Source organism: Methylobacterium sp. WL19, assembly GCF_008040005.1.
Taxonomy (GTDB): domain Bacteria; phylum Pseudomonadota; class Alphaproteobacteria; order Rhizobiales; family Beijerinckiaceae; genus Methylobacterium; species Methylobacterium bullatum.
In genome coordinates, this window is sequence record NZ_VRVC01000038.1 from 13,613 (window position 1) to 37,742 (window position 24,130).

Below are 24,130 nucleotides of genomic sequence, written 5' to 3' on the forward strand. Positions count from 1 at the left end.
TCCCGATGACAAGCCCCGTCCAGACCCTGTCGAAGTCGCTCACCGTGAACGACAATCCCTTCATGAAGCCGATGGAGTGGGTGAGCCTCGCTCTCCTCGCCGGCCTCATCCTCTTCGTCCTGCCGGCGACCCTCGACGCGTTCCGCCTCAACCTCGTCGGCAAGTACCTGACCTACGCCTTCGTGGCGCTGGGCCTCGTCATGTGCTGGGGCTATGCCGGCATCCTATCCCTCGGGCAGGGCGTCTTCTTCGGGCTCGGCGGCTATTGCATGGCCATGTACCTGAAGCTCGAAGCCTCGAGCGTCGAGAACACCAAGATCCAGTCCACGCCCGGCATCCCTGACTTCATGGACTGGAACCAGATCACCGAACTGCCCCTGATGTGGAAGCCGTTCCAGAGCCTGCCGCTGACGCTGATCCTCGTCGTGGCCGTGCCGGTGTTCTTCGCCTTCATCATCGGCTTCGCGATGTTCACCCGCCGGGTCGGCGGCACCTACTTCGCCATCATCACCCAGGCCATCGCCGCCATCCTGACGATCCTCATCGTCGGCCAGCAGGGCTATACCGGCGGCATCAATGGCATCACCGACCTGCGCACCCTGCACGGCTGGGACATCCGCACCGACAGCGCGAAGTTCATCCTCTACTTCGTCAATGGCGGCCTGCTCCTCGGCTGCATCCTGGCGGCGCAATACGTGAAGAAGGCCAAGCTCGGGCGCATCCTCCTCGCCATGCGCGACAAGGAGGACCGGGTCCGGTTCTCGGGCTATTCCGTGGCCGGGTTCAAGGTCTTCGCGTTCTGCCTCGCGGCCGGCTTCGCCGCCATCGGGGGCGCGATGTTCACCCTGCAGGTCGGGTTCATGTCGCCATCCTTCGTCGGCATCGTGCCCTCCATCGAAATGGTGATCTACGCCGCCGTCGGCGGGCGCCTGTCCCTGTTCGGCGCGGTCTGGGGCACGCTTCTGGTCAACTGGGCCAAGACCACCTTCTCGGAGAGCTTCCCCGAACTCTGGCTCTTCGGCCTCGGCGCCCTGTTCATCGCCGTCGTGCTCGCCTTCCCCAACGGGCTGGCCGGCATCTACCGCAGCTACGTCGAGCCGCGCCTGACCCGCAAGGTCAAGGCACTGGCGCCGGCGGGCGGACCCGTCCCCCACGGCACCCCCGCCGAATAGGAGCGAGACTGACGATGAACGCCGCCATCCTGAGCTCGCCGATCATCGGTGAATCCCCCGACGCGAAGGACTTCCTCCTCTCGGTGGAAGCCCTCACCGTCTCCTTCGACGGCTTCAAGGCGGTGAACGACGTGTCGTTCTACGTCGATCCCAACGAGATCCGCGTCATCATCGGCCCCAACGGCGCCGGCAAGACCACGGTGCTCGACCTGATCTGCGGGCGCACCAAGGCCAGCGCCGGCTCGATCAAGTTCAAGGGCCAGGAACTCACCAAGATCTCGGAGAGCGCCATCGTCCAGGCCGGCGTCGGCCGCAAGTTCCAGACGCCGTCGATCTATGACGATCTCACGGTGTTCGAGAACCTTGAGATCTCCTTCCCCCGCGGCCGCACGGTCTGGGGCGCGCTGACCTTCAAACGCGATGCCGAGGTCCGCGACCGCATCCACGAAGTCGCGACCATGATCTTCCTGAAAGATCAGCTCAAGGAACGGGCCGAGTTTCTCAGCCACGGCCAGAAGCAATGGCTCGAGATCGGCATGCTGCTGATCCAGGACCCCGAACTCCTGATGCTCGACGAGCCGGTGGCCGGCATGAGCGTCGGCGAGCGCATCAAGACCGCCGAACTCCTCAACCAGATCATCGTCGGCCGCTCGGTGCTGGTGATCGAGCACGACATGAAGTTCGTCGAGGACATCGCCCACCGGGTCACCGTGCTGCACCAGGGCAAGGTGCTCTCCGAAGGCTCGATGGAGCGGGTGAAGAACGACCCGAAGGTCATCGAAGTCTATCTCGGCCACTGAACAGGACCGGCGCCATGCTTCAGACCAGTTCCGCCTCGGCCACCCTCCCGCCGGCGCACGCCCTCGGGACTCAGCTGATGCTGGCGATCCGCGACCTGCACTCGGCCTATGGCCAGAGCGAGGTGCTGCACGGCCTCGACATCAGCATCGCGCCGGGCGAGATCGTCGCCGTGATGGGTCGCAACGGCATGGGCAAGACCACGCTGATGAAGACCCTGATGGGGATCGTCCCGGTAAAGTCCGGCACCATCACCGTCGACGGCCGGGACATCACCGCCCTCAAGAGCCACCAGCGCGTGGCGGGCGGCCTCGCCTACGTGCCGCAGGGCCGGATGATCTTCTCGGCCATGACGGTGCAGGAAAACATCGAGACGGGCCTGACCGTCACCAAGGAGCGCAAGGTTCCGCAGGACCTCTACACGATGTTCCCGGTCCTGCTGGAGATGAAGGCAAGACGCGGCGGCAACCTCTCCGGCGGCCAGCAGCAGCAACTCGCCATCGCGCGGGCGCTGGCCAGCCGGCCGAAGGTGCTCCTCCTCGACGAGCCCACCGAAGGTATTCAGCCCTCGATCATCCGCGAGATGGGACGGACCCTGAAGAAGATCCGCGACGAGCGCGGCCTCTCCATCGTCGTCTCCGAGCAGGTGCTGAGCTTCGCCCTCGACGTCGCCGACCGGGTCCTCGTCATCGAGAACGGCAACATCGTCCACGAGGCGATGCGGGCCGACATCGACGAGGCGCAGGTCGCCCGCTTCCTTTCGGTCTGATTGCCGGGGCCGCATTCGCCCGCCGTTCCGCAACACAGCTCCAGGGAGCCCCCATGGCGGATTACGAGATCTTCGAACTCGGCGACTATGTGCTCCAATGCGGTAAGACGCTGCGCAAGGCCAAGCTCGCCTTCAAGACATTCGGAACGCTCAACGCGGCCAAGGACAACGCCATCGTCTATCCGACCTGGTATTCGGGCCAGCACACGGAGAACGAATGGCTGATCGAGCCGGGCAAGGCTCTCGACCCGGACAAATACTTCATCATCATCCCGAACATGTTCGGCAACGGGCTCTCGTCATCGCCGAGCAACACGCCCGCCCCCTGGGACGGGCCGCGTTTTCCCAACGTGACGGCCTACGACAACGTCGTGGCCCAGCACCGCCTCGTCACCGAGCATTTCGGCATCGAAACGCTGGTGCTGGTGACGGGCTGGTCGATGGGTGCGCTCCAGACCTACCATTGGGGCGCGCTCTATCCCGACATGGTCCCGCGCATCCTGCCGTTCCAGGGTTCGGCCAAGTGTTCGCGGCACAATTTCGTTTTCCTCGAAGGGGCGAAGGCCGCCCTCCAGGCGGACGCCGCCTTCGCGGAGGGCTGGTACACCTCGCCGCCGAACAAGGGGCTGCGCGCCTTCGGCCGGGTCTATGCCGGTTGGGGCCTGTCGCAGACCTTCTACCGGATCGAAGCCGACCTGACCCATATGGGCTACGCGTCCCTGGAGGATTTCCTCGTCGGGTTCTGGGAAGGCCTGTTCTACACCCGAGACGCCAACGATCTGCTGGCCATGCTCTGGACCTGGCAGAACGGCGATATCGGCGCCAACCCGGTCTTCAAGGGCGATACCAAGGCTGCGCTTGCCGCGATCCGCGCCAAGGCGATCCTGATGCCGGCCTCCACCGACCTGTACTTCCCGCCGGAGGACAACCGGATCGAGGCGGAATCGATGCCGAACGCCGAGTTGCGGGTGATCGAAACTTGGTGGGGCCATTTCGCCGGCGGCCCCGGTACCAGCCCCGACGACATCGCCACGCTCGACGCCGCGCTCAAAGAGCTGCTCGCGAGCTGAAGAGCCGGGCCGCGCCGCCAAGGGCGCCGCCGGCCATCGTTTACGGCCCGCCGGATGAGCCGGCCGGCCCAAACGGGGCGCACGCCCCGGTCACGCCAGAGGGAGTCGAACAACGATGGCTGAGACCCTGATCAAGGTCGACCTGACGCAGTCGGCCTACGACAACGATATGGTCCACAATCGCTGGCACCCGGACATTCCGATGGTGGCCATGGTCAAGCCCGGCGACGACTTCATCGTCGAGACCTATGACTGGACCGGCGGCTTCATCAAGAACAACGATTCCGCCGACGACGTGCGCGACATCGACCTGTCGATCGTCCACTTCCTGTCCGGCCCCATCGGCGTCGAGGGCGCGGAGCCCGGCGATCTCCTGGTGGTCGATCTCCTCGATATCGGCGCCAAGCCCGAAAGCCAGTGGGGCTTCAACGGCTTCTTCTCCAAGAAGAACGGCGGCGGCTTCCTCGACGAACACTTCCCCCAGGCCCAGAAGTCGATCTGGGATTTCGAGGGCATGTTCACCAAGTCGCGCCACATCCCCGGCGTGCGCTTCCCCGGCCTGATCCATCCCGGACTGATCGGTTGCCTGCCCGATCCGAAGATGCTGGAGACCTGGAACACCCGCGAGAAGGCGCTCTACGACACCAATCCCGGCCGTGTGCCGGCGCTCGCCACGCTGCCCTTCGGTCCCACCGCCCATATGGGCCGGCTCAAGGGCGAGGCGAAGGACAAGGCCGCGGCGGAAGGCGCCCGCACGGTGCCGGGCCGCGAGCATGGCGGCAATTGCGACATCAAGGATCTGTCGCGCGGCTCGAAGATCTACTTCCCCGTCTACGTGCCGGGCGCCGGCCTCTCCATGGGCGACCTGCATTTCAGCCAGGGCGACGGCGAGATCACCTTCTGCGGCGCCATCGAGATGGCGGGCTGGGTCCATCTCAAGGTGAGTCTCATCAAGGACGGCATGTCGAAATACGGGATCAAGAACCCGATCTTCAAGCCGTCGCCGATGACGCCGAAATTCGACGACCACCTGATCTTCGAGGGTGTCTCGGTCGATGAATACGGCAAGCAGCATTACCTCGACGTGACCGTGGCCTACCGGCAGGCCTGCCTCAACGCCATCGAATACCTGAAGAAGTTCGGCTATTCGGGCGCCCAGGCCTACTCGATCCTCGGCACCGCCCCGGTCCAGGGCCACATCTCCGGCGTCGTCGACATCCCGAACGCCTGCGCCACGCTCTGGATTCCCACGAAGATCTTCGACTTCGACATCAACCCCGGCGCCGACGGGCCGATCAAGCACATCGACGGCTCGATCCAGATGCCGCTCTCGCCGGATCTGTGAGAGGCGGTTCTGCCCTTCAGTCGAGCGCGTCCCCCTCCCCCTTGTGGGGAGGGGTTAGGGGTGGGGGTGGCTCCGCCAGCCTCCAGAGTTCGAGGGTCACCCAACCAACCCCACCCTCGATTCCTCCCCACAAGGGGGAGGGTAGGCGCGCGACGTGTGTAACCGACTGCCCTTGAGGGGGAAGTACGTCGCCCCCGTCGCGTCGCCCATTGTCGATCCTTCGAGAGGCCCCCATGCCCGTCTACGATTATGCCTGCGACGCCTGCGGGCCCTTCACGGTGCTGCGCCCCATGGCTCAGTTCAAGGACCCGCATGATTGCCCGGATTGCGGCTCGTCCTGCGGCCGCGCCTTCCTCACGGCGCCCAACCTCGCCTCCATGGATGCGGGCCGGCGCAAGGCGCATGCGGTCAACGAGCGGAGCGCCCATGCGCCCCGCAAGTCGTCGGGGCACGGGACCGGCTGCGGCTGCTGCTCGGGCGCCTCGAAAACCAAGCAACCGGCGGCCGCGAAAAGCTTCCCCAACGCGCGACCGTGGATGATCAGCCACTGACGGCTGGGCGCCCACGCTTCTCCCCGCCTGGCGGGGAGAAGCGACGCAAACAACAGGAGAACCCCACCGATGATGCACGGCGACATTTCCTCGAGCAACGACAGCGTCGGCGTCGCGGTCGTCAACTACAAGATGCCGCGTCTCCACACGAAGGCCGAAGTTCTGGAGAACGCGCGAAAGATCGCCGACATGGTGGTGGGCATGAAGTCCGGCCTGCCCGGCATGGACCTCGTGATCTTCCCCGAATACTCGACCCACGGCATCATGTATGACGGCAAGGAGATGTATGAGACCGCCTCCGCCGTGCCCGGGGAGGAGACGGCGATCTTCGCCGAGGCCTGCCGGAAAGCGGGAGTCTGGGGCGTGTTCTCGCTCACCGGCGAGCGCCACGAGGAGCATCCGAACAAGGCGCCTTACAACACCCTCATCCTGATGAACGATCAGGGCGAGATCGTGCAGAAATACCGCAAGATCATGCCCTGGACCCCGATCGAAGGCTGGTATCCGGGCGATTGCACCTATGTCTCGGACGGGCCGAAGGGCCTCAAGATCAGCCTCATCATCTGCGACGACGGCAATTACCCCGAGATCTGGCGCGACTGCGCCATGCGCGGCGCCGAGCTCATCATCCGCTGCCAGGGCTACATGTATCCGGCCAAGGAGCAGCAGATCCTGATGTCGAAGGCGATGGCGTTCGCCAACAACACCTATGTCGCCGTGGCCAATGCGGCCGGCTTCGACGGCGTCTATAGCTATTTCGGCCATTCGGCGATCATCGGCTTCGACGGCCGGACGCTGGGCGAATGCGGCACTGAGGAAATGGGCGTGCAATATGCCGCCCTCTCGAAGTTCCTCATCCGCGACGCCCGCGCCAACATGCAGTCGGAGAACCACCTCTTCAAGCTGCTGCACCGTGGCTATACGGGCATGATCAACTCGAAAGAAAACGAGCCCGGCAAGGCCGATTGCCCCTACGATTTCTATCGCCGCTGGATCGAGGACCCGGCCGGCACCCGCGAGGCGGTCCGCGCCATCACCCGCCCCGATCTCGGCACACCGGAATGCCCGATCGAAGGCATCCCCAACGCGGCCAAGTAGGGGCTCGCGAAGAGCCTGTTTGATCTGTTTGTCCAAGGCTTGGCCTTATCCTGAGGTGCCGCGTAGCGGCCTCGAAGGAGGCTTCCAGAGATCGCGCGATGACTGGAGGGCTCCTTCGAGGCCCGCTGACGCGGGCGCCTCAGGATGAGGGGGCTGATTGGATGATCGACTCGGGCATGAGCATCCGCCGAGAAATCCGATCAAGCAAGCTCTTTAAACGGGGCTTCTACGAGTCCCATCCATGGGTTGGGCGCATCGAGGCTTGGTCTCGAAAGATCAGTGGAAGCGGACCGGCGGCGCCGTCTCGATGGGGACGTCGATGCGGCAGCGCAGGCCTTCGGCTTGGAAATCGAGCTCGACCGAGCCCGCGAGTTCACGGGCGATGCCGCCGGTGATGAGCCGGGTGCCGAAGCCGCGGCGCTTCGGCTGCAACACGGCCGGGCCGCCGCGCTCACGCCACTCGATTTCCAGCCGCCGCCCACCCATGCCGTCCTCGGTGACGCGCCAGATCACCGACAGGCGGCCCTGAGTACCGGAGAGGGCACCGTATTTCGCCGCGTTGGTGGTCAGTTCGTGGGCGGTCATCCCCAGGGCCAGGACGTAGCGCGGCGGCAGGTCGATATCGGGGCCGACGAGTTCCATGTGGTCCGCCGAACTGCGGTAGGGGCTGAGCTCGTTCTCGAGCACGGCGCGGAGCGGCGCGCCGGTCCAGTCGTCGCGGGTCAGGAGATCGTGGGTCTTCGACAAAGCGAGGATGCGGCCTTCCAGTTGCGCCGCCTGCTCCTCGCCACCGCGCGATTGCCGGGCGAGGGACTGGACCGTGGCGAGGGTGTTCTTCACCCGGTGGTTCAGCTCGTGCATCATCGTCACCTGCTGCTCCTGCAGGCTGCGCGTTCGTTTGAGCTCGGCGCGCAGACCGTCCTCGTGTGTCTCCAGCGTGGCGGCCATGGCGTCGAAGGCCTGGCCGAGCTGTCCGAATTCGGACCGGCCCGTCAGGCCCGACCGGGCGAAGAGCTGGCCGGAACGCCAGGCGCGGGACGCCTTCAACAGCCGCCGCACCGGCTTGCGGATGAAGACGCGGCCGCCGATCAGAGCCGCCACGATGGCGACCAGCGTCCCGAGGAAGATCAGGATCACGCCGCGCCGCGTCGCCGCGTCGATATCGGCGAAGGCGGTGTCACGGGCGAGGCCCACGGCGACGGTCATTCCGTCGAGGGCGCCGCCGGGATGGACCACGCCGGTGATGCGGCGCACGCCGTCGAGACCGGGCATCTCCCCGATGCTTCCTTCGGAATCCGCCTTGCTCAGGTCGGACGCGAAGGCCGCCGGCAGCGCCTTGCCGACCCAGGTGCCGAGGTCGGGATTCTGGACGATGATGGTGCCGCTCCGGTCGGCCACCGTGACGGCGGCGTCCTTCGGCAGGCCGGCATGGGCCAGGCGGTCACCGAGCCAGGCGGGATCGAAGCCGAAGATGAGCAGGCCGGAGGATTTGGCGTCGGAATCCCGGATCGGATAGGCGAACTGGATGGTGGGAACCCCGCTGCCGCGACCGAGCACGTACTCGCCGATAACCGGCACGCCCGACACCATGGCCTTCTGAAAATAGGTCCGGTCGCCGATGGAATAGGCGCCCCGTTCCATCCCGCGGCTGTTGCAGACCAGACGACCCTCGGCATCTGCGAGGATGAGGATCGTCGCCCCCGACAGCTTGCGGATGATGGAGCGCAAGAAGCTGGTGCACCCCGCCGCCTCCTGGTCGCGGATGAACGGAGCCTCCGCGAGGATGTCGAGGAGCTGGCGCATGCCGCCGGCGAATTGAGTGAGGTCTTCCGCCACCGCGCGGGCGTTGCGCAGGGCCGAGGCCGTCACGGCATCCTCGCGGGCGCTGCGCAGCGCGTGCTCGTTGAAGCTCTGGACCGCGATGGCGGGGACGAGGGCGAGCACGACCAGCGCGACGATACGGGATGTGAGCGTCATGACGGGAGGTCGGCCATGGGGAACGTTTCAGCCAGACGGAACCGGTTTGGCCGACCGAATCAGCTTGACCGTAATACTGTATGCCTGACTTGCCGGGGCGGTCGTATCGGTAATTTGGCACGGCGCCGGGATTTCTCCGCGACGGTGAACGCTCAATCGTCCCGGTTGAGGCTAGACCGGCGCTCAGCCTGCGGCCACAACCGCGTCAGCATGAAAGCCCGAGCGTGACAGCACCGAGGAAGACCGCATGAGCGACCGCATCACTCTCAAGGCCGGCGACGGCACCGTGGCGGTGATCTCGTCGTCCGGTGCCGAGCCCGTCTCCTGGCAGGTGGGCGGCCGGGAGTATCTCTGGAACGGCGATCCGGCGCATTGGAACCGGCACGCGCCCTGGCTCTTCCCGGTGGTGGGCGCCTCGTCTGGCGGCGTGGTCCGGGTGGACGGCACGGCCTATCCGATGGCCCAGCACGGTTTTGCCCGCGACCTGCCCTTCGCCATCGTTTCGCAGAGCGACGACACCGTCACCCTGCGTCTCACCGAGAGCGAGGCGACGCGCGCCCGCTACCCCTATCCGTTCCAGCTCGACATCACCACGCGGGTCGGCCCGGCCCATCTCGATTTCGAGATCTGGATCGAGAATACCGGCGAGACGGCCCTGCCCTACGCCCTGGGCTTCCACCCTGCCTTCCCCTGGCCCTTCGCCGGCGGGGAGCGCAAGGCCGGAGGCGGCTACGCGGTGGAGTTCGAGCACCCCGAACGGGCGATGGCGCCCGAGGTGGGGGATGGCGGCCTGCTCCTGCGCCAGGAGCGTCCGTTCCCCCTCGAAGGTCGCATCCTGCCCCTCGATCCCGATCTCTTCGCCGAGGCCATCGTCCTGCGCGATGCGGCGAGCGCGCGGATGCGCTTCACCGCGCCCGATGGCAGCGCCATCCGCATGAACGTCTCGGACTTCCCGCATCTCGCCATCTGGACGAAGCCCACCGCGCCGTTCCTGTCCCTGGAATGCTGGACCGGTTACGCCGACTGGGCCGGCTTCGACGGCGACCTGACCGATCGGGATTCGCAGCGCCTCATCGCCCCCGGCCAGCGTGCCCGCCACGGGGTCAGCCTTACCCTGGAAGGTCCGCGCTCATGATCCGCCCCGTCGACGAGAACGGCTTCTCGGCCGAAGCCTGGACACGGAACGCGGCGGCCTACGAGGCCATCCGGACGATGCCGTTCAATGCCGAACTCGCCGCCGGCACCCTCGGCGAGGCCCGCTTTCGCCACTACATCCTGCAGGACGCGCATTACCTCATCGGCTTCGGCCGGGCGCTGGCACTGGCCGCGGCGAAATCGCCCGAGCCCGAGGGCATCGTGCAGTTCGCGAAAGCCGCCGAGACGGCCATCGTGGTCGAGCGCTCCCTCCATGGCGGCTTCTTCCGGGATTACGGCATCTCGGCGGAGACCTTCGCCGCCTCGCCGCTGTCGCCCCCTTGCGACCACTACGTCTCGTATCTCCTCGCCACGGCCTACGGCGAACCCTACGAAGTGCTGGTCGCGGCCCTGCTGCCGTGCTTCTGGATCTATGCCGAGATCGGCACCGACATCCTGTCGCGGGCGAGCGCCGGCAATCCCTACGCCGCCTGGATCGACACCTACGCGGGCGAGGAATTCGGCACCGCCGTCGCCGAGATGATCGCGGCCACGGATGCCGCCGCGCGGGATGTCTCGCCCGCGCTGCGAGAGCGGATGCACCGCGCCTTCACCCGCGCGACCCAGCTCGAATGGATGTTCTGGGACGGGGCCTACCGCGAGGCGGCCTGGCCGGTCTGACCGTCGGGACGCCCGACCCCGGAACAGGGCGGCGGAACCCGCACCGGCTTTTGCGCGCCCGGCTTGACGATGCGGACGATGCCGTCGCGCAGGGAGAGCATGTGGCCGCGCTCCACATCGGTCCAGCACTCGTCGCGGGTGAGCGCCTTGGTGGCGATGACCGTCACCACGTCGTCGGTCCGAGTCTCCTGCGCGAAATCCACGTGCCAATCCTCGTCGATGAGGGTCGCGGTGCCGAAGGGCGCGCAGCGGGTGAGGTAGCACAGGCGCTTGCCGCAATGGGCATAGAGCGTCCGGCTGTCGCTGAGCAGCATGTTGAACACGCCGAGCCCGTGCAGCTCGGCGCAGAGTTCAGCGACGGCGTTGTCGAGCCGCGCCGGGCTCGGCAGGCTCGGATAGCGGGCCTGCAGCCTGTCGAGCATCCAGCAGAAGGCGTATTCGCTGTCGGTGGAGCCCACCGGCTTGAACCAGGTCAGCGGCCACTTCTTCACGCCCTTGAGCTGGCCGTTATGGGCGAAGGTCCAGCGCCGTCCCCAGAGCTCGCGGCTGAACGGATGGGTGTTCTCGAGCCCGACCCGCCCCCGATTGGCCTTGCGTACATGCGCGATCACGATCCGGCTCTTGATCGCGTAGTCGCGCAGGAGCTTGGCCAGAACCGAGCGCGCGCTCGGCTCGGGCTCGTGGAAGGCGCGCGCGCCCCGCCCCTCGTAGAAGGTGATGCCCCATCCATCGGCGTGAGGCCCGGTCTCCCCGCCGCGCCGGGCGAGGCCCGCGAAGGAGAAACGGATGTCGGTGGGCACGTTCGCGCTCATGCCGAGCAATTCGCACATGGAAAATCTTGCAGCTTCTGGCGATGCGCTTGCGACGAGAAAGCGGGCTGTGGGGGGAGCGGGCGCCGAGGACGCCGGGGAGACACAAACCTAGGAGTGTTTGGCACGGCCGACAACCGCGGAGGCGCATGTGCCGGGCGACACGACAAGATTCCTCACCGGCGGACTCGCGCCTTCCCTGCCCGGCGGCGATCCTCTAAGCCGACCTCGGATGATGGACCGTACCCGGCGCGGGCCGCCGGAGGGAAACGTCGATGGATCGTGATCCGATCGCCTTCGCCTGGAAGTCGGCGCGGACACTCCAGGTTTCCGCCATCGCCCTGACATTGGGGATCGGCCTTCCCCTCGCTTTGTTCGCCCTGCTCTGCCTGCGCGATCTCGTGAGCGTCTTGGTCCAGGCGCCGGCGCAAACCGTTCCCTTCCTCCGGATCGCCATGGAACGGCCCTGGAACGCGGCCGGTGAGCCGGCCCTGGTGGCCGTCTCCGGCTGGCCCCTTCCGCCCGTCGACGTGATCCTGTGGGCGCTGACCGGCCTCGCCGCCGTCGCCATGCTCGCGGCGGCCCTGGGCTGGATCGTGGCGCGCCTGTGCTTCTCCGCCCAGTCCCGGACGATCCGTCTCCTCAACGAACGGGTGACCACGGCGATCCTGCACGCCCCCACGGCCGCACGGGACGAGGCCCGCAGCCTGGCACAGCATGTGGGCGCGATGCTGGCGCGGATCGACACCCTGTTCGGCCTCGGCATCGTCGTCCCGGTCACCGCTCTGGCGACCATGATCCTGGCCCTCGCCATGGCCGGCCTCGCTGCCCCGAGGCTGGTGCCGACGGTGGCGGTGGGACTTCTCGCCGCCGCCCTCGCCCGCCTCCTGATCCTCCGCCGCACCCGTAAGCGGACGATCCTGCGCCTCAGTTCCGGTGTCTCGGCGGAACGGTTCCTCTCCGACCTCATCCGGCGGGTCCCGGCGGTGCGTGCCCATGGGGCCGAGGCGTTCGAGCGCGGCCGTCTCGCGGCCAGGGGGGCGGCGATCCGCGATGCCCTCGCTGCCGCCGAATCCTCCCTCGCCTTCGCGCGGGCGCCCTCCCTCGCCCTCGGCGTCCTGCTGCCCGCCATCATGCTGGCCGTGGCTCTGTGGCGCGGCGAGAGCGGCACGGCGCCTCCCGTGGCGCCGGGCGCCCTGGTGGCGGCCGGGGTGGCTTCGCCCTCGCCGTCCTCGCCCTGGCGGTGACCCTGCGCCTGCGCTCGATCCACGAGGGGGTGTCCCCGGTCTTCCGCGATCTCGCAGCGACCCTCGTCTCCCTCGAAAGTCGCGGCGGCTACAGGCCCGGGCCATTCGCCGCCTTGCCGAAGGGCGGAACGCTCGCCGCGTCCGGGGTCGGCGTCTACGATCCCGCCAGCGGGGAGCGCCTCACCGGTGTCGACGTCACCGTGGCGATGCCGTCTCACCTCGCCATCGTCGGAGAACGCGGCAGCGGCGCGCGGGCGCTGGCCGCCCTGCTGGCCGGCCAGCTCGAACCGACCGCGGGCTCGGTGACCTATGACGGGATCGACCTGCGCAGCCTCGATCCGGCCGAGCGGGCCAGCCACATCGCCCTGGCGGGCGCCGAGGCGATCCTGATCGAGGGCACGCTGGAGCAGAACATCCTCTACGGCGCGGCGCGCCAGGAGCGTCCCTCGGAGGCGGACCTCATCGAGGTGCTGCGCCTGACCGGACTCGACGCCTTCGTCTATGCGCGCGGCCTCGAAGGCACGGTGGACCCGGCGGCCGAGCCGGCCGTCGCGAAGACGATCGTCGCCGCCCGACACGCCGTGCGCGAGGCCCTGGTGGCGGACAAGGCGGCGCGGCTGGTGGAGCCGTTCGATCCCGCCCGCTACAACCATCAGGCGACGGTGGGCGAGAACATCCTGTTCGGCGAGGCCGTGGGCTCCGCCTTCTCCGGCAGCCATATCGCCGCCCATCCCTACCTGCGCGCGGTGCTGGAGGCCGAGGACCTGACCCGGCCCTTCACCGAGATCGGGCTGCAGGTGGCGCGCAGCACCATCGAGATCTTCGCCGACCTTCCGGACGATCACCCCCTCTTCGATGCGTTCTCGCTGTTCCCGGCGGCCGAGCGCGGATTCTTCGAGGATCTCGTCAGCCGTCAGCCGGAGGCGAAGGGCTGGCGCCGGGGGCCGGCGGGACAGCGCGACCGCAAGCGCCTGATCGGGCTGGCGCTCCGCTACAGCGAGACCCGGCACCGGTTCGGCCTCATCGACGCCGCCTTCGAGGACCGCATCGTCGCCGCGCGCCATTCCTTCGCCCGGCTGATGCCGCAGAGCCTGCGCGCGAGCGTCGAGTTCTACGATCCCACTCGGCTCAACCCGGCCGCCAGCCTGGAGGAGAACCTGCTGTTCGGCCGCATCAACGGCGAGGAGGCGGGGGCCGAACAGCGCGTGCGGGCGCTGGTGCGCCGCGTCCTCGTCCAGCAGCACCTCGAATCCGCCGTCTACCGGCTCGGCCTCGCAAGCCGTGTGGAGCCGGGCATGGGCGGCGGCGGGGCGAGCCTCGGGGAGAACGCCATCGGCTCGCGCGAGCGCATCGGCATCGACCTCGCCCGCTGCCTCGTGCGCAAGCCGGACATCGTCGTCGTCGCCATCGCCCTCGACGACGGCAAGTCCGCCGAGATCCGGGAGCGCCTCACCAGCCTGCGCGCGGCGAGGGCCGGTCGCGGCCTCATCGTCTGCCTGCCGAGTGCCGACACCCTCGACGCGAACGATCCCTTCGGCGCGGTGCTGCATGTGGAGCGCAACACGGTGCTGGCCGCCTGACGGGGCGGGGACAACGCAACGGACCACGCCCCCACCCCTATTGCCGCCCCATTGGGATGGGATAAGCAGGGATTCGTGCACCCTGTTGCACGGTGCCGGCGGTCAGTCGGTGCATCCCTCTCCAGGGCCGGGCATGGTCGTTCTACCCTCGCCAGTCGTACAGCGCCGCGCCGTCGCCTGGGTTTTCCTGTTCGCCCTGGCGCTCGCCGCGCCCAGCCTCGCACGGGCGCAATCGGCCAAGGCCACCGCGCCGATCCCGGCGGCGACCCTCGCGCTGATGAGCCAGAAGGGCACCAGCGCCTCGGCGCCGGTCCTGTTCAGGGCCTACAAGAAGGAATCCGAGATCGAGGTCTGGAAGAAGGCCGCCGGCGGGCGCTTCGTCCATATCAAGACCTTCCCGATCTGCCGCTGGTCGGGCCAGCTCGGCCCCAAGCGCAAGACCGGCGACCGGCAGACGCCGGAGGGGTTCTACACGGTGCCCCAGCGCCAGATGAACCCGAATTCGAGCTACTACCTCTCCTTCGATGTGGGCTATCCCAACGCCTACGACCGTGCGCAGGGCTCCACCGGCTCGGCCGTGATGGTCCATGGCGTCTGCTCGTCCATGGGGTGTTTCGCCATGACCGATCAGGTGGTCGGCGAGATCTACGCCATCGCCCGCGACGCCTTCGCCGGCGGTCAGGCGGCGTTCCAGTTCCAGTCCTACCCGTTCCGGATGAATGCGGCGAACATGGCCCGCTACCGGACGGACCCGAACATCGCCTTCTGGCGCCAGCTCAAGGAAGGCTCGGACCGGTTCGAGGCGACGGGTGAGGAGCCCAACGTCACCGTCACCGCCGGCCGCTACGCCTTCCTCCCCTACAAGGACCCTGCCCTCGAATCCCTGGTGACGGCGCGCCGGGTGCAGGAGGAGGCGCGCATCGCGAGCCTCGTGGAGGAAGGGAGTGCCGCCGTGCGCACCACCTATTCCGACGGCGCGCAGCATCCGTTCTGGGCCGCCCTCTCCGCCAAGGGCGTCTCCCTCGGCGATGTGAGCCGGCCCGAGGCCCTGGCCTATGCCGGCCAGGACGTGATCGTGATCCCGGCCCAGCGCCGCCCGATTCTCGTCGCCGAGGCGGTCTGGTCGCGCTGGATGGTGGCGGCCTCGGTTCCCGCGCTCATGCGGGTGCGCGGGTTCAAGCCGGCCTACGAGCAGGCGCCGTCGCGCTTCGCCGCCCTCGTCACGCGCTACGATCAGACCCTGCCGACGATCCTCTCGGCCTCTCTCACCGGACAAATGCCGGCCCCGACCCCGCCGGCCATCATAGAGACTCTGGCGCAGCGCTAGAGCGCATACGGATGAGCGGGTTCCCCTCTCCCCGCGCGCGGGGAGAGGATCACAGGCACCTTGTCGTGCCTGTGATGAGCGGAGCGAGGGTGAGGGGGCGGTTCCGAATGAGCCTCACCCCGGACGAGCCCCCTCACCTTCGGCTACCGCCTCGACGCGTTCCCCGACGAGAGGGAGACGCGTCCCTCTCCCCGCAGGCGGGGCGAGGGGATGCTCACGCCCGGACCGCACGCGGTCGCTCAGCTCAGCCGAATAACTCAGCCGCCGCCCAACTCACTGCCCCGCGCTCGACAGGCGCGCGGGCGGCGTCCCTCGCAGGGCGGTGCTGACGGGGACGAGGCGGATGCCACGGGTTTCGAGGTCGCGCGACCAGCGGGCGATCCGCTCGATCGTCATGGGCATCGCCCCGGCCGAGGCCAGCGCGAACCCATTGGCTTTGGCCTGGGCTTCGAGCCGGGCGAGTTCGCGGTCGATCGCCTCGGCCTGGGGCATGGCGTCGAGGACGATCTCGGCGCGGGCGACGGGAATCTTCAGCTTGCCGCCGAGAGACGTCGCCAGGGAGCGCGACGAGGTGCCGTCATCCACGAAGCCCAGCCCCCTGGTGCCGATCTCGCGCAGCACCGGTTCGAAGGCGGCCGCATCGCCCTCGAGCTTGGCTCCCATGAAGTTCACGAGGCCGACATAGCCCCCGAACCGGCTCATCACCCAGGACAGCCGGTCGAGATTCTCAGGGGCACGCGAACTCGTCAGCATGGTCTGCGGGCCGGGATCGCTGTCGGGATAGTCGAACGGCTCCATCGGCGCCTGGACCAGGATCTCGTGGCCGAAATCGCGGGCGCGGGCGACGCTGCGTTCGAGGTCGCCGCCATAGGGCGAGAAGGCGAGGCTGATCGCGGGCGGCAGCTTGGCGATGGCGCCCGCCGTGGCGGCCTGCCCGACGCCGAGGCCGGTGACGAGAATGGCTATGCGCGCGCCCGGCGCCCCCGCACCGGAATCGGGGCGGGCATAGACGTCGAGGGGCCGGCGGCGACCGTCGCCGATCTTCGGCACGTTGCCGTGACGGCCTCGTTCCATCAGCCGGGGATCGGGACCGACGAGGCGCACGGGTTCGCTGTCGGGCACGCGGATGATCACCGCCTCGGTGGGGGCGTCCGTGCCGGCGGGCCGCACCACACGGACGCCCGATGCCGTCTCGACCTCGCCGGCCGAGCGCGGGGCCGATGGCGGGGGCTCGGGGGCTTTCGCCACGGGAGGAGGAGCGGCCGGTTCGCGCAGGGTGATCGTCGCGACGGCGGACGGCTCGCCGCCCTGGGGGTCGCCAACCATCGCCAGGATGGTGAGGCCGATGGCGAGGCCCGCCACCGCCATTGCGACCACTGCCGCCGGGCTCATCCGGGGCATCGAGACGCCGCGCAACCGCTGGCCGAGCGTGCGGGACGCCGCAGCACTCTTGGTCCCCAGCGGACGGGTCAGGATGTCGTCGGTGGCCACGGTCAGCCGTTTCCCTGAAGGCTCGCGACCGACGGATGCTGGGCGCGCACGATGCGAGAAACGAAGCGGCCCGCAGAGTCGGTTCTCACCGACATTGCGGGCCGCGCTGGTTAATGTTTGTTTAAATCCAGCGACACGAGTCGCGTTTCAGGACAGTGCCGGGATCGTCAGTTCGGAACGGCGGCCTTCGGCGTGTTGGCCGCGCCCTTCTGGATGCCGCGGATGAAGTCGACGGCGGCGATGAGCTGCTTGTCCTTGGCCGGGTCCGGCGGGACGTAAGCCGACGAACCGCCGCGCTCCTCGACATCCTTCTGCTTGAGGTGACCCTTCAGGCCGGCCTCGCCCTTGGTCTCGTCCTTGCCCTTCAGCTCGTCCGGGATCTCCTGCAGGACCTCCTGGTCCGGCTCGATGCCCTTGGCCTGGATGGAGCGGCCCGACGGCGTGTAGTAGCGCGCCGTGGTGAGGCGCAGGGCGCCGCTGCCGCCCAGCGGGATGATCGACTGGACCGAGCCCTTGCCGAAGGAGCGCGTGCCGAGCACCGTGGCGCGCTTGTGATCCTGCAGGGCGCCGGCCACGATCTCCGAGGCCGAGGCCGAGCCGCCATTCACCAACACGACGATGGGCTTGCCCTTGGTGAGGTCGCCGGACTTGGCCGAGAAGCGCTGGGTCTCGTCCGGGTTGCGGCCTCGGGTGGAGACGATCTCGCCCCGGTCGAGGAACGCGTCGGAGACCGACACGGCCTGATCGAGGAGGCCGCCCGGATTGTTGCGCAGGTCGAGGACGTAGCCCTTCAGCTTGTCCTGGCCCACTTCCGTGGAGAGCTTGTCGATGGCGTTGCGCAGGCCGTCATAGGTCTGCTCGGTGAACTGCGTCAGGCGGATGTAGCCGACATCGCCGCCCTCGGCCCGCGAGCGCACCGGCTTGATCTTGATGACGTCGCGGTTGAGCACGACGTCGATGGGATCCTTGGACTCCTTGCGGGAGATCTTGAGCTTCACCGGCGAGTTCACCGGACCGCGCATCTTGTCGACGGCCTGGTTCAGGGTGAGCCCCTGGACCTGGTCCTCGTCGATCTGCGTGATGATGTCGTTGGTGAGGATGCCGGCCTTGGAGGCGGGGGTGTCGTCGATGGGGCTGACCACCTTGATCAGGCCGTCCTCCATCGTGACCTCGATGCCGAGGCCGCCGAACTCGCCCTTGGTCTGCACCTGCATGTCACGGAAGCTCTTCGAGTCCATGTAGCTCGAATGCGGGTCCAGCGAGGTGAGCATGCCGTTGACGGCCGCCTCGATCAGCTTGGCCTCGTCGGGCTTCTCGACATAGTCGGTCCGCACCTTCTCGAACACGTCGCCGAACAGGCTGAGTTGGCGATAGGTCTCCGCGGAGGCCGCCACCGCGCTGGTCCCGGAGAGCAGATGCGTCTGGGTCGCGAGGAGGGAGGAACCGACGCCAAGAAACGCGCCGGCCAGGACTAGGGAAATCTTGCGCATTATCCGCGAACCTTCTCGCTGGGGCTCTTCGCCCACCACGGCTCCGGATCGATGGAGCCGCCGTCTTTCCTGAACTCGACGTATAGAACCGGCCCGTCACGGTCGCCCGGAGCGGTGCCCTGGCCGCCCTCACCCATGGCCGCCACCGGTTCCCCCGCAAGCACGAACTGTCCGACCTCGACGCTGATCTGATCCATACCGGCCAGCAGCAGATAGTAGCCATCGCCGGCATTGATGATCAAGAGTCGTCCATACGAGCGAAACTGCCCGGCGAACGACACCCACCCATCGGACGGAGACGAGACCACCGCCTTCGGGCGGGTCGCGAGCGATATGCCGCGGGTCGTTCCGCCATTGCCGTCGGGCTGGTTGAAGCCGCGCAGGGTGGCGCCGCTCACGGGCTTGGGCACCTCGCCGCGGGTGTCGACGAAGCGAATCTTGGGGGCGAGCCGCGCGGGATCGCGCGTGCCGGCCGCCGCGAAGCGCTCCTGGGTCGCCCGCGCCTCCTTCGTCTCGGCGGCGCGGGCCTCCTCCGCCGCCCGGCGGGCCGAGGCGACCTCGTTCTCCATCCGGTCGAGGAGCTCCTTCAGGCTTTTCGCCTGGACGCCGAGCTCGGCCGTGCGCGCGCGCTCGGTGACAAGCCCGCTCTCCACCTCGGCGAGGCGGGTGCGGCGGGCCGAGATGAGGGCGTTGATCCGCTGCTGCTCCCTGGCCCAGCCGGTGAGGTCGTTCTGCAGGCCCTCGCGATCGGCGGCGATGAGCCCCTTCAGCCGCACCATCTCGGTGAGGTCGGCGGCCAGGGTCTCGGCCTCGCCGCGCAGTTCGGGCACCACGGCCCCGAGCAGCATCGAGGTGCGGATCACGGCGAGCACGTCCTCCGGCTGGACCAGCACGGCCGGGGGCGGCCTCCGGCCCATGCGCTGCAGGGCGGCGAGGATTTCGGCGATGACGCCCCGGCGGGCTTCCAGGGAGCGGCGGATGCCGGATTCGCTGGCGGCGAGCGTCTTCAGGCGCTCCTCCAGCCGGCTCATCCGGTCCTCCGTCGCCTGGGCCTGGCGTGTGGCATCGAGGAGGGCGGCATTCAGCTTGGCCCGGTCTCCGGCGACCGAGGCGATCTCCGCCTCGAGCTTGGCCCGCGCGCCGGTGGAGGCGGCAAGCTGCTCCTCGATCCGCTTCAGGTTCTCGGCGCGGCGGGCCTTCTCGTCGATGGCGCGCTGCACCGCGTCGGCGGCGGCGGCATCCTGCGGTTTCGGCGCGTCCTGTTGTTTCGCGCTGTCCTGGGCCTGGGCACGACCGAGCGCCAGCAACGCCATCGCCGCCAAGGCAGCGATGCGGATCGCTCCGCCGTCAGGCCCGCGCCGCGCGTATCCGCCCCTCATGCGTCGATGTCGCCCCGGTGATAGGGATGTCCCGCAAGGATCGTCAGCGTTCTGTACACCTGCTCCAGGGCCAGCACGCGCACAAGGCCGTGAGGCAGGGTGGCCGCCCCGAAGGCGAGAGAGAGGTCGGCGCGCGTGCGCACCGCAGGCGCCAGCCCGTCGGCGCCGCCGATGGCGACGACCAAGGTCGCCGTGGCCGCGTCGCGCCAGGACGCGATCCGCTCGGCGATGCGCTCGCTGGTCCAGTCGGAGCGCCCGCGCTCGTCATAGACCAGCAGCACGCTCGACGCCGCCGGGGCATGGGACAGGATCGTTGCCCCCTCCTCCACGCTGCGGTCGACGGGGCGCCGGGCCCGGCTCTCCGGAATCTCGACGACGTCGCAGGCGGTGAGACCCAACCCGCGACCGAGCTGGACCGCCCGTTCACGATAGCGCGAAGCCAGATCCCGCTCGGGACCGGGCTTGAGGCGCCCCACCGCCGTCACGAGCAGACGCACGCGTCAGGCGCCCCGCGCCATCGGGCCGGTGCTCAGCCGGCCATGAGGTCGGTGGTGGGACGATCGGCGCCCCACATCTTCTCGAGATTGTAGAAGCCGCGGACTTCCGGGCGGAAGATATGGACGATGATGTCGCCCGTATCGATCAGCACCCAATCGCAGGCGGGCAAGCCCTCGACACGGGCCGTTCCGAAGCCCTTGGACTTCATTTCCTGCAGGATCCGGTCGGCGATGGCGCTGACATGGCGCTGCGAGCGGCCGGAGGTGATGATCATCGTGTCGGCGAGCGAGGTCCGACCGGCGAGATCGATCTCGATGGTTTCCTCGGCCTTCATGTCTTCGAGACAATCGAGCGCGAGCGCCTTGAGATCGCCGATGCGCTGATCGGTGGCGTGGTCGGAACCTGTGGTCCCGGAAGGGTGCGAATCGGTCAGTGTCTCGATTCCCGAAGTGACGGCGGTCATTTTACCTGAACAATCTATAGTCTGGAGAGAGTGGAACGATCACTCTCCGTTTTCAAGAGTCGCGACGCGCTCGTCATCGTCCGGCCCGGAGGGCCGTGGACGACAGGGTCGAGCGCGGGCCATGGAGAAACACCCAGGCCGGGGGTTCGAGATCGGCGAGGATACCCGCATCCGATTCGTCGATGCGCCATCGTCCCATCGCCTGCGCCCCTCGGGCGCTCGGCGCCGTCAGGGTGAAGCCCGGCCTATCGATGATGGCAATCGGCATCGTGGCGGCGATAGCACGAAAATCGCGCCAGCGGTGAAATGCCGCGAGAGAGTCGGCCCCCATGATCCAGACGAAGCGCACGGCGGGGTGGCGGGCCTGGAGGTAGGCGAGGCTCTGGCGGGTGTAGCGGGCGCCGATCTGCGTTTCGAAACCGGTGATGGCGATGCGCGGATGGTCGGCGACGGCGGATGCCACTGCGATCCGCGTCTCGAGGGGAGCGAGAGCCGTGCGGTCCTTGAGCGGGTTTCCGGGGGTGACCATCCACCAGATGCGGTCGAGCCGCAGCCGTTTCAGCGCCACGAGGCTCACGTGGCGATGGCCGAGATGGGCCGGATTGAAGGACCCGCCATAAAGGCCGATCCGCAGACCTGGTACGGCGGGAGGCAGCCGGACGAGCCCCTCTGCCTCAAGCCGCACGGGTGGAGCCGACACGCCGCATCAGGCAGGCCGCATCAAGGACGCGTCTGCCCGCGGCCATGGACCCGGTACTTGAAGGTCGTCAGCTGCTCGACGCCCACCGGACCGCGCGCATGCATGCGCCCGGTGGCGATACCGATCTCGGCGCCGAAGCCGAACTCGCCGCCATCGGCGAATTGCGTCGAGGCGTTGTGGGTGACGATGGCCGAATCGACCTCCGCGAGGAAGCGCGTCGCCTCGGCGGCGTCGGCCGTGACGATAGCGTCGGTATGGTGCGAGCCGTTGGCCTCGATATGGGCGATCGCCGCGTCGAGCCCGTCCACCACCTTCACGGCGATGATGGCGTCGAGATACTCGGTGCGCCAATCGATCTCGGTGGCGGCGGTGACCCGCGCATCCACCGCCTGCGTCGCCTCATCGCCGCGGACGCTGCAGCCGGCCTCGATCAGCGCCGTGACCAAGGGAGCGAGGTGGGTCTCCGCCACGGCGGCATCGACGAGCAGGGTCTCGGCGGCGCCGCAGATGCCGGTGCGGCGCATCTTGCTGTTGATCACCAGCGTGCGCGCCATGTCGAGATCCGCGCCGGCCGCCACGTAGACGTGGCAGATGCCGTCGAGATGGGCGAAGACCGGGACCTTGGCCTCGGACTGGACCCGCTCCACGAGGCCGCGCCCGCCACGGGGCACGATGACGTCGATGCAGCCGTCGAGGCCCGACAGCATGGCGCCCACCGCCGCGCGGTCACGGGTGGGGACGATCTGCACGGCATCCGCCGGCAGGCCGGCGGCTTCCAGCCCTTCGCGCATGGCACGCGCGATGGCCATGGCGGTGCGGTGGCTGTCCGACCCGGCGCGCAGGATAGCGGCATTGCCGGCCTTGAGGCACAGGGCCCCCGCATCGGCGGTGACGTTGGGACGGCTCTCGAAGATGACGCCGACGACGCCGAGCGGCACGGCGATCCGCTCGATCAGCAGCCCGTTCGGGCGCTCGAACGCCGCGAGTTGGCGACCGACGGGGTCGGGCAGCGCGCCGATCTTGGCCACCGCATCGGCCATGGCGGCGAGCCGGCCCTCGTCGAGGGTGAGGCGGTCGATCAGCGCCTGGGTCTGTGCGCTCGCCTTGGCGGCGGCGACGTCGCGGGCGTTCTCGGCCAGGATCGCCTCCCGGCTCGCCCTTAGGCACTCGGCCACCTGGCGCAGGGCGACATCCTTCGCCTGGGCCGAGGCCTGGGCGATCTTGCGGGCGGCCGCGCGGGCGCGGTGGCCGATCTCCTGCATCTGCTCGGTGAGATCGGGGGCGGCGGCGAAATCGGATCTCAGGTTCAGAACGGGCACGGTCTGTTTCCTCGCAGCTCACCGTTCAAGGCGATGGCGGCATATCGATTGTGCCCTCATGCCATGCGTCGAGGCGGCAAAACAAGCACATTGCATAATAGTCGAGCCTATTCTCCCACCATTGCGAGGTCATCGCGATGCACCATTTCAGCGCGACCGGGATGAGTAAGCAATTCCGCAATCTCCCGACTCGGGCGACCGATGATCTGAGCCGCCTGTGCACTGTCATAAGCCACGAGGCCGCGCCCCAGGGTGCGGCCCTGCACGTCCCGGATGATCACAGCATCCCCCCGCCCGAAGTTTCCCGACAATCCGGTGACGCCGACCGGCAGCAAACTCGCGCCGCCCTGCAGGGCGCGGGCCGCCCCGGCATCGACCACGAGGATACCGCGCGGCTCGAGCGAGCCGGCGATCCAGGCCTTGCGCGCGGCGACGGGGTTCGAGCCGGACAGGAACCAGGTGCAGCGCCCCCCCTGCAGGATGGTGCGCAGGGGGTTCTTCTCGCGCCCGTCGGCGATGATCATGTGGGTGCCGCCGCTCGCGGCGATCTTACCCGCCTCGACCTTGGTGCGCATGCCGCCCCGCGACAGTTCCGAGGCCGGCCCGCCCGCCATGGCCTCGATCTCGGGCGTGATCCGCTCGATGAGGGGCAGATGACGCGCGTTCGGGTCACTGGCGGGGGGCGCCGTGTAGAGGCCGTCGATATCGGAGAACAGCACCAGGACGTCGGCCCCGATCATGGTGGCGACGCGGGCGGCGAGACGGTCGTTGTCGCCGTAGCGGATCTCGCTGGTGGCCACCGTGTCGTTCTCGTTGACCACCGGCACGGCACGGACTTCGAGGAGCTTCAGCACGGTGGCGCGGGCATTGAGGTAGCGGCGGCGCTCCTCGGTGTCCTGCGGCGTCACCAGGATCTGGCCCGCCGCGATGCCGTGATGGCCGAGCGCCTCGGCCCAGTAGCGCGCGAGCGCGATCTGCCCCACGGCGGCGGCGGCCTGGCTTTCCTCCAGCCGGAGCGTGCCGGGCGCGTAGCCGAGCACCGTCCGCCCCAGGGCGATGGCCCCCGACGAGACGACGAGAACGTCGACGCCCCGCGCATGCAGATCGGCAATGTCCTCGGCGAGCGCCGCGAGCCAGGCATGGCGCAGGCGTCCGCGCGCGCGGTCGACGAGCAACGCCGAGCCGACCTTGATGACGACGCGGCGGAAATCCTGAAGGGAGGGGATCTGGGA

20 protein-coding genes and 1 pseudogene are annotated in these 24,130 nt (G+C 68.4%); 11 read left to right on the top strand and 10 right to left on the bottom strand.

What is annotated here, in order from left to right; all coding sequences use genetic code 11:
- Positions 1-5: 5 nt before the first annotated feature.
- The 7 genes from urtC to FV220_RS09985 all read left to right on the top strand — a co-directional run bounded on the left by urtC (position 6) and on the right by FV220_RS09985 (position 6,803).
- Positions 6-1,172: an urea ABC transporter permease subunit UrtC gene (urtC, locus tag FV220_RS09955; RefSeq protein ID WP_018041705.1), complete on the top strand. Its 1,167-nt coding sequence runs from the start codon at positions 6-8 to the stop codon at positions 1,170-1,172.
- Positions 1,173-1,186: 14 nt separating this feature from the next.
- Entirely contained in the window at positions 1,187-1,972 is a 786-nt protein-coding gene (urtD, locus tag FV220_RS09960) for an urea ABC transporter ATP-binding protein UrtD (protein WP_018041704.1), read from the top strand.
- A gap of 14 nt (positions 1,973-1,986) precedes the next feature.
- Positions 1,987-2,739: an urea ABC transporter ATP-binding subunit UrtE gene (gene urtE, locus FV220_RS09965; protein ID WP_147831125.1), complete on the top strand. Its 753-nt coding sequence runs from the start codon at positions 1,987-1,989 to the stop codon at positions 2,737-2,739.
- 53 nt (positions 2,740-2,792) lie between these two features.
- A complete protein-coding gene (locus FV220_RS09970) occupies positions 2,793-3,809 on the top strand; it encodes an alpha/beta fold hydrolase (protein ID WP_147831127.1) in 1,017 nt (338 codons plus the stop codon).
- A 115-nt stretch (positions 3,810-3,924) separates the two neighbouring features.
- Positions 3,925-5,154, top strand: a complete 1,230-nt coding sequence (gene fmdA / locus FV220_RS09975) for a formamidase (RefSeq protein ID WP_056146897.1) — start codon at positions 3,925-3,927, stop codon at positions 5,152-5,154.
- Between the two features lie 233 nt (positions 5,155-5,387).
- On the top strand, positions 5,388-5,705 hold the full coding sequence (locus FV220_RS09980) for a zinc ribbon domain-containing protein (protein WP_056146899.1): 318 nt from the start codon (positions 5,388-5,390) through the stop codon (positions 5,703-5,705).
- A 69-nt stretch (positions 5,706-5,774) separates the two neighbouring features.
- On the top strand, positions 5,775-6,803 hold the full coding sequence (locus tag FV220_RS09985; protein ID WP_018041700.1) for an aliphatic amidase: 1,029 nt from the start codon (positions 5,775-5,777) through the stop codon (positions 6,801-6,803).
- A 276-nt stretch (positions 6,804-7,079) separates the two neighbouring features.
- On the opposite strand, the gene FV220_RS09990 is transcribed toward FV220_RS09985, so the two are convergent.
- On the bottom strand, positions 7,080-8,780 hold the full coding sequence (locus FV220_RS09990; RefSeq protein WP_056146901.1) for an HWE histidine kinase domain-containing protein: 1,701 nt from the start codon (positions 8,778-8,780) through the stop codon (positions 7,080-7,082).
- Between the two features lie 247 nt (positions 8,781-9,027).
- Between FV220_RS09990 and FV220_RS09995 the strand changes: the two genes are divergently transcribed.
- Positions 9,028-9,915 (top strand): aldose 1-epimerase family protein, encoded by an 888-nt coding sequence (locus FV220_RS09995; RefSeq protein WP_147831129.1) that lies wholly within the window; start codon positions 9,028-9,030, stop codon positions 9,913-9,915.
- Entirely contained in the window at positions 9,912-10,595 is a 684-nt protein-coding gene (locus FV220_RS10000; protein WP_147831131.1) for a TenA family protein, read from the top strand. The genes FV220_RS09995 and FV220_RS10000 overlap by 4 nt, the downstream gene beginning before the upstream one ends.
- Here the strand turns inward: FV220_RS10000 and FV220_RS10005 are convergent.
- Complete coding sequence (locus FV220_RS10005; protein WP_051074292.1) at positions 10,568-11,425, bottom strand: class II glutamine amidotransferase; 858 nt, start codon at positions 11,423-11,425, stop codon at positions 10,568-10,570. The genes FV220_RS10000 and FV220_RS10005 overlap by 28 nt on opposite strands.
- 254 nt (positions 11,426-11,679) lie before the next feature.
- Here FV220_RS10005 and FV220_RS10010 point away from each other — a divergent pair.
- Positions 11,680-14,231 (top strand): annotated as a pseudogene (locus FV220_RS10010) (ABC transporter ATP-binding protein).
- 133 nt (positions 14,232-14,364) lie between these two features.
- The gene (locus FV220_RS10015; RefSeq protein ID WP_187273377.1) at positions 14,365-15,558 is read left to right on the top strand and encodes a murein L,D-transpeptidase family protein; all 1,194 of its coding nucleotides are present in this window, start codon (positions 14,365-14,367) and stop codon (positions 15,556-15,558) included.
- Positions 15,559-15,831: 273 nt separating this feature from the next.
- On the opposite strand, the gene FV220_RS10020 is transcribed toward FV220_RS10015, so the two are convergent.
- The 8 genes from FV220_RS10020 to proB form a co-directional block, all read right to left on the bottom strand.
- Complete coding sequence (locus tag FV220_RS10020; protein ID WP_147831133.1) at positions 15,832-17,055, bottom strand: divergent polysaccharide deacetylase family protein; 1,224 nt, start codon at positions 17,053-17,055, stop codon at positions 15,832-15,834.
- Positions 17,056-17,216: 161 nt separating this feature from the next.
- Complete coding sequence (locus FV220_RS10025) at positions 17,217-18,539, bottom strand: S41 family peptidase (RefSeq protein WP_018041691.1); 1,323 nt, start codon at positions 18,537-18,539, stop codon at positions 17,217-17,219.
- Complete coding sequence (locus FV220_RS10030; RefSeq protein WP_147831141.1) at positions 18,539-19,852, bottom strand: peptidoglycan DD-metalloendopeptidase family protein; 1,314 nt, start codon at positions 19,850-19,852, stop codon at positions 18,539-18,541. Before FV220_RS10030 ends, FV220_RS10025 begins: the two co-directional genes overlap by 1 nt.
- 62 nt (positions 19,853-19,914) lie before the next feature.
- Complete coding sequence (gene rlmH / locus FV220_RS10035) at positions 19,915-20,415, bottom strand: 23S rRNA (pseudouridine(1915)-N(3))-methyltransferase RlmH (protein ID WP_056146922.1); 501 nt, start codon at positions 20,413-20,415, stop codon at positions 19,915-19,917.
- 32 nt (positions 20,416-20,447) lie between these two features.
- Complete coding sequence (gene rsfS, locus FV220_RS10040) at positions 20,448-20,879, bottom strand: ribosome silencing factor (RefSeq protein WP_018041688.1); 432 nt, start codon at positions 20,877-20,879, stop codon at positions 20,448-20,450.
- Positions 20,880-20,952: 73 nt separating this feature from the next.
- On the bottom strand, positions 20,953-21,564 hold the full coding sequence (locus FV220_RS10045; RefSeq protein ID WP_147831142.1) for a nicotinate-nucleotide adenylyltransferase: 612 nt from the start codon (positions 21,562-21,564) through the stop codon (positions 20,953-20,955).
- Between the two features lie 35 nt (positions 21,565-21,599).
- Positions 21,600-22,898 carry a glutamate-5-semialdehyde dehydrogenase gene (locus FV220_RS10050; RefSeq protein WP_147831135.1) on the bottom strand — a complete coding sequence of 433 codons (1,299 nt, stop codon included), beginning with the start codon at positions 22,896-22,898 and terminating at the stop codon, positions 21,600-21,602.
- A 107-nt stretch (positions 22,899-23,005) separates the two neighbouring features.
- Positions 23,006-24,124, bottom strand: coding sequence for a glutamate 5-kinase (proB, locus tag FV220_RS10055; protein ID WP_147831143.1), 1,119 nt, complete (start codon positions 24,122-24,124; stop codon positions 23,006-23,008).
- Positions 24,125-24,130 lie beyond the last annotated feature (6 nt).

Bases quoted from the DNA above. Each gene is read 5' to 3' on its own strand.
- urtC (WP_018041705.1), top strand. From the start codon at position 6: ATGACAAGCCCCGTCCAGACCCTGTCGAAGTCGCTCACCGTGAACGAC.
- urtD (WP_018041704.1), top strand. From the start codon at position 1,187: ATGAACGCCGCCATCCTGAGCTCGCCGATCATCGGTGAATCCCCCGAC.
- urtE (WP_147831125.1), top strand. From the start codon at position 1,987: ATGCTTCAGACCAGTTCCGCCTCGGCCACCCTCCCGCCGGCGCACGCC.
- FV220_RS09970 (WP_147831127.1), top strand. From the start codon at position 2,793: ATGGCGGATTACGAGATCTTCGAACTCGGCGACTATGTGCTCCAATGC.
- fmdA (WP_056146897.1), top strand. From the start codon at position 3,925: ATGGCTGAGACCCTGATCAAGGTCGACCTGACGCAGTCGGCCTACGAC.
- FV220_RS09980 (WP_056146899.1), top strand. From the start codon at position 5,388: ATGCCCGTCTACGATTATGCCTGCGACGCCTGCGGGCCCTTCACGGTG.
- FV220_RS09985 (WP_018041700.1), top strand. From the start codon at position 5,775: ATGATGCACGGCGACATTTCCTCGAGCAACGACAGCGTCGGCGTCGCG.
- FV220_RS09990 (WP_056146901.1), bottom strand. From the start codon at position 8,780: ATGACGCTCACATCCCGTATCGTCGCGCTGGTCGTGCTCGCCCTCGTC.
- FV220_RS09995 (WP_147831129.1), top strand. From the start codon at position 9,028: ATGAGCGACCGCATCACTCTCAAGGCCGGCGACGGCACCGTGGCGGTG.
- FV220_RS10000 (WP_147831131.1), top strand. From the start codon at position 9,912: ATGATCCGCCCCGTCGACGAGAACGGCTTCTCGGCCGAAGCCTGGACA.
- FV220_RS10005 (WP_051074292.1), bottom strand. From the start codon at position 11,425: ATGTGCGAATTGCTCGGCATGAGCGCGAACGTGCCCACCGACATCCGT.
- FV220_RS10015 (WP_187273377.1), top strand. From the start codon at position 14,365: ATGGTCGTTCTACCCTCGCCAGTCGTACAGCGCCGCGCCGTCGCCTGG.
- FV220_RS10025 (WP_018041691.1), bottom strand. From the start codon at position 18,539: ATGCGCAAGATTTCCCTAGTCCTGGCCGGCGCGTTTCTTGGCGTCGGT.
- FV220_RS10030 (WP_147831141.1), bottom strand. From the start codon at position 19,852: ATGGCGTTGCTGGCGCTCGGTCGTGCCCAGGCCCAGGACAGCGCGAAA.
- rsfS (WP_018041688.1), bottom strand. From the start codon at position 20,879: ATGACCGCCGTCACTTCGGGAATCGAGACACTGACCGATTCGCACCCT.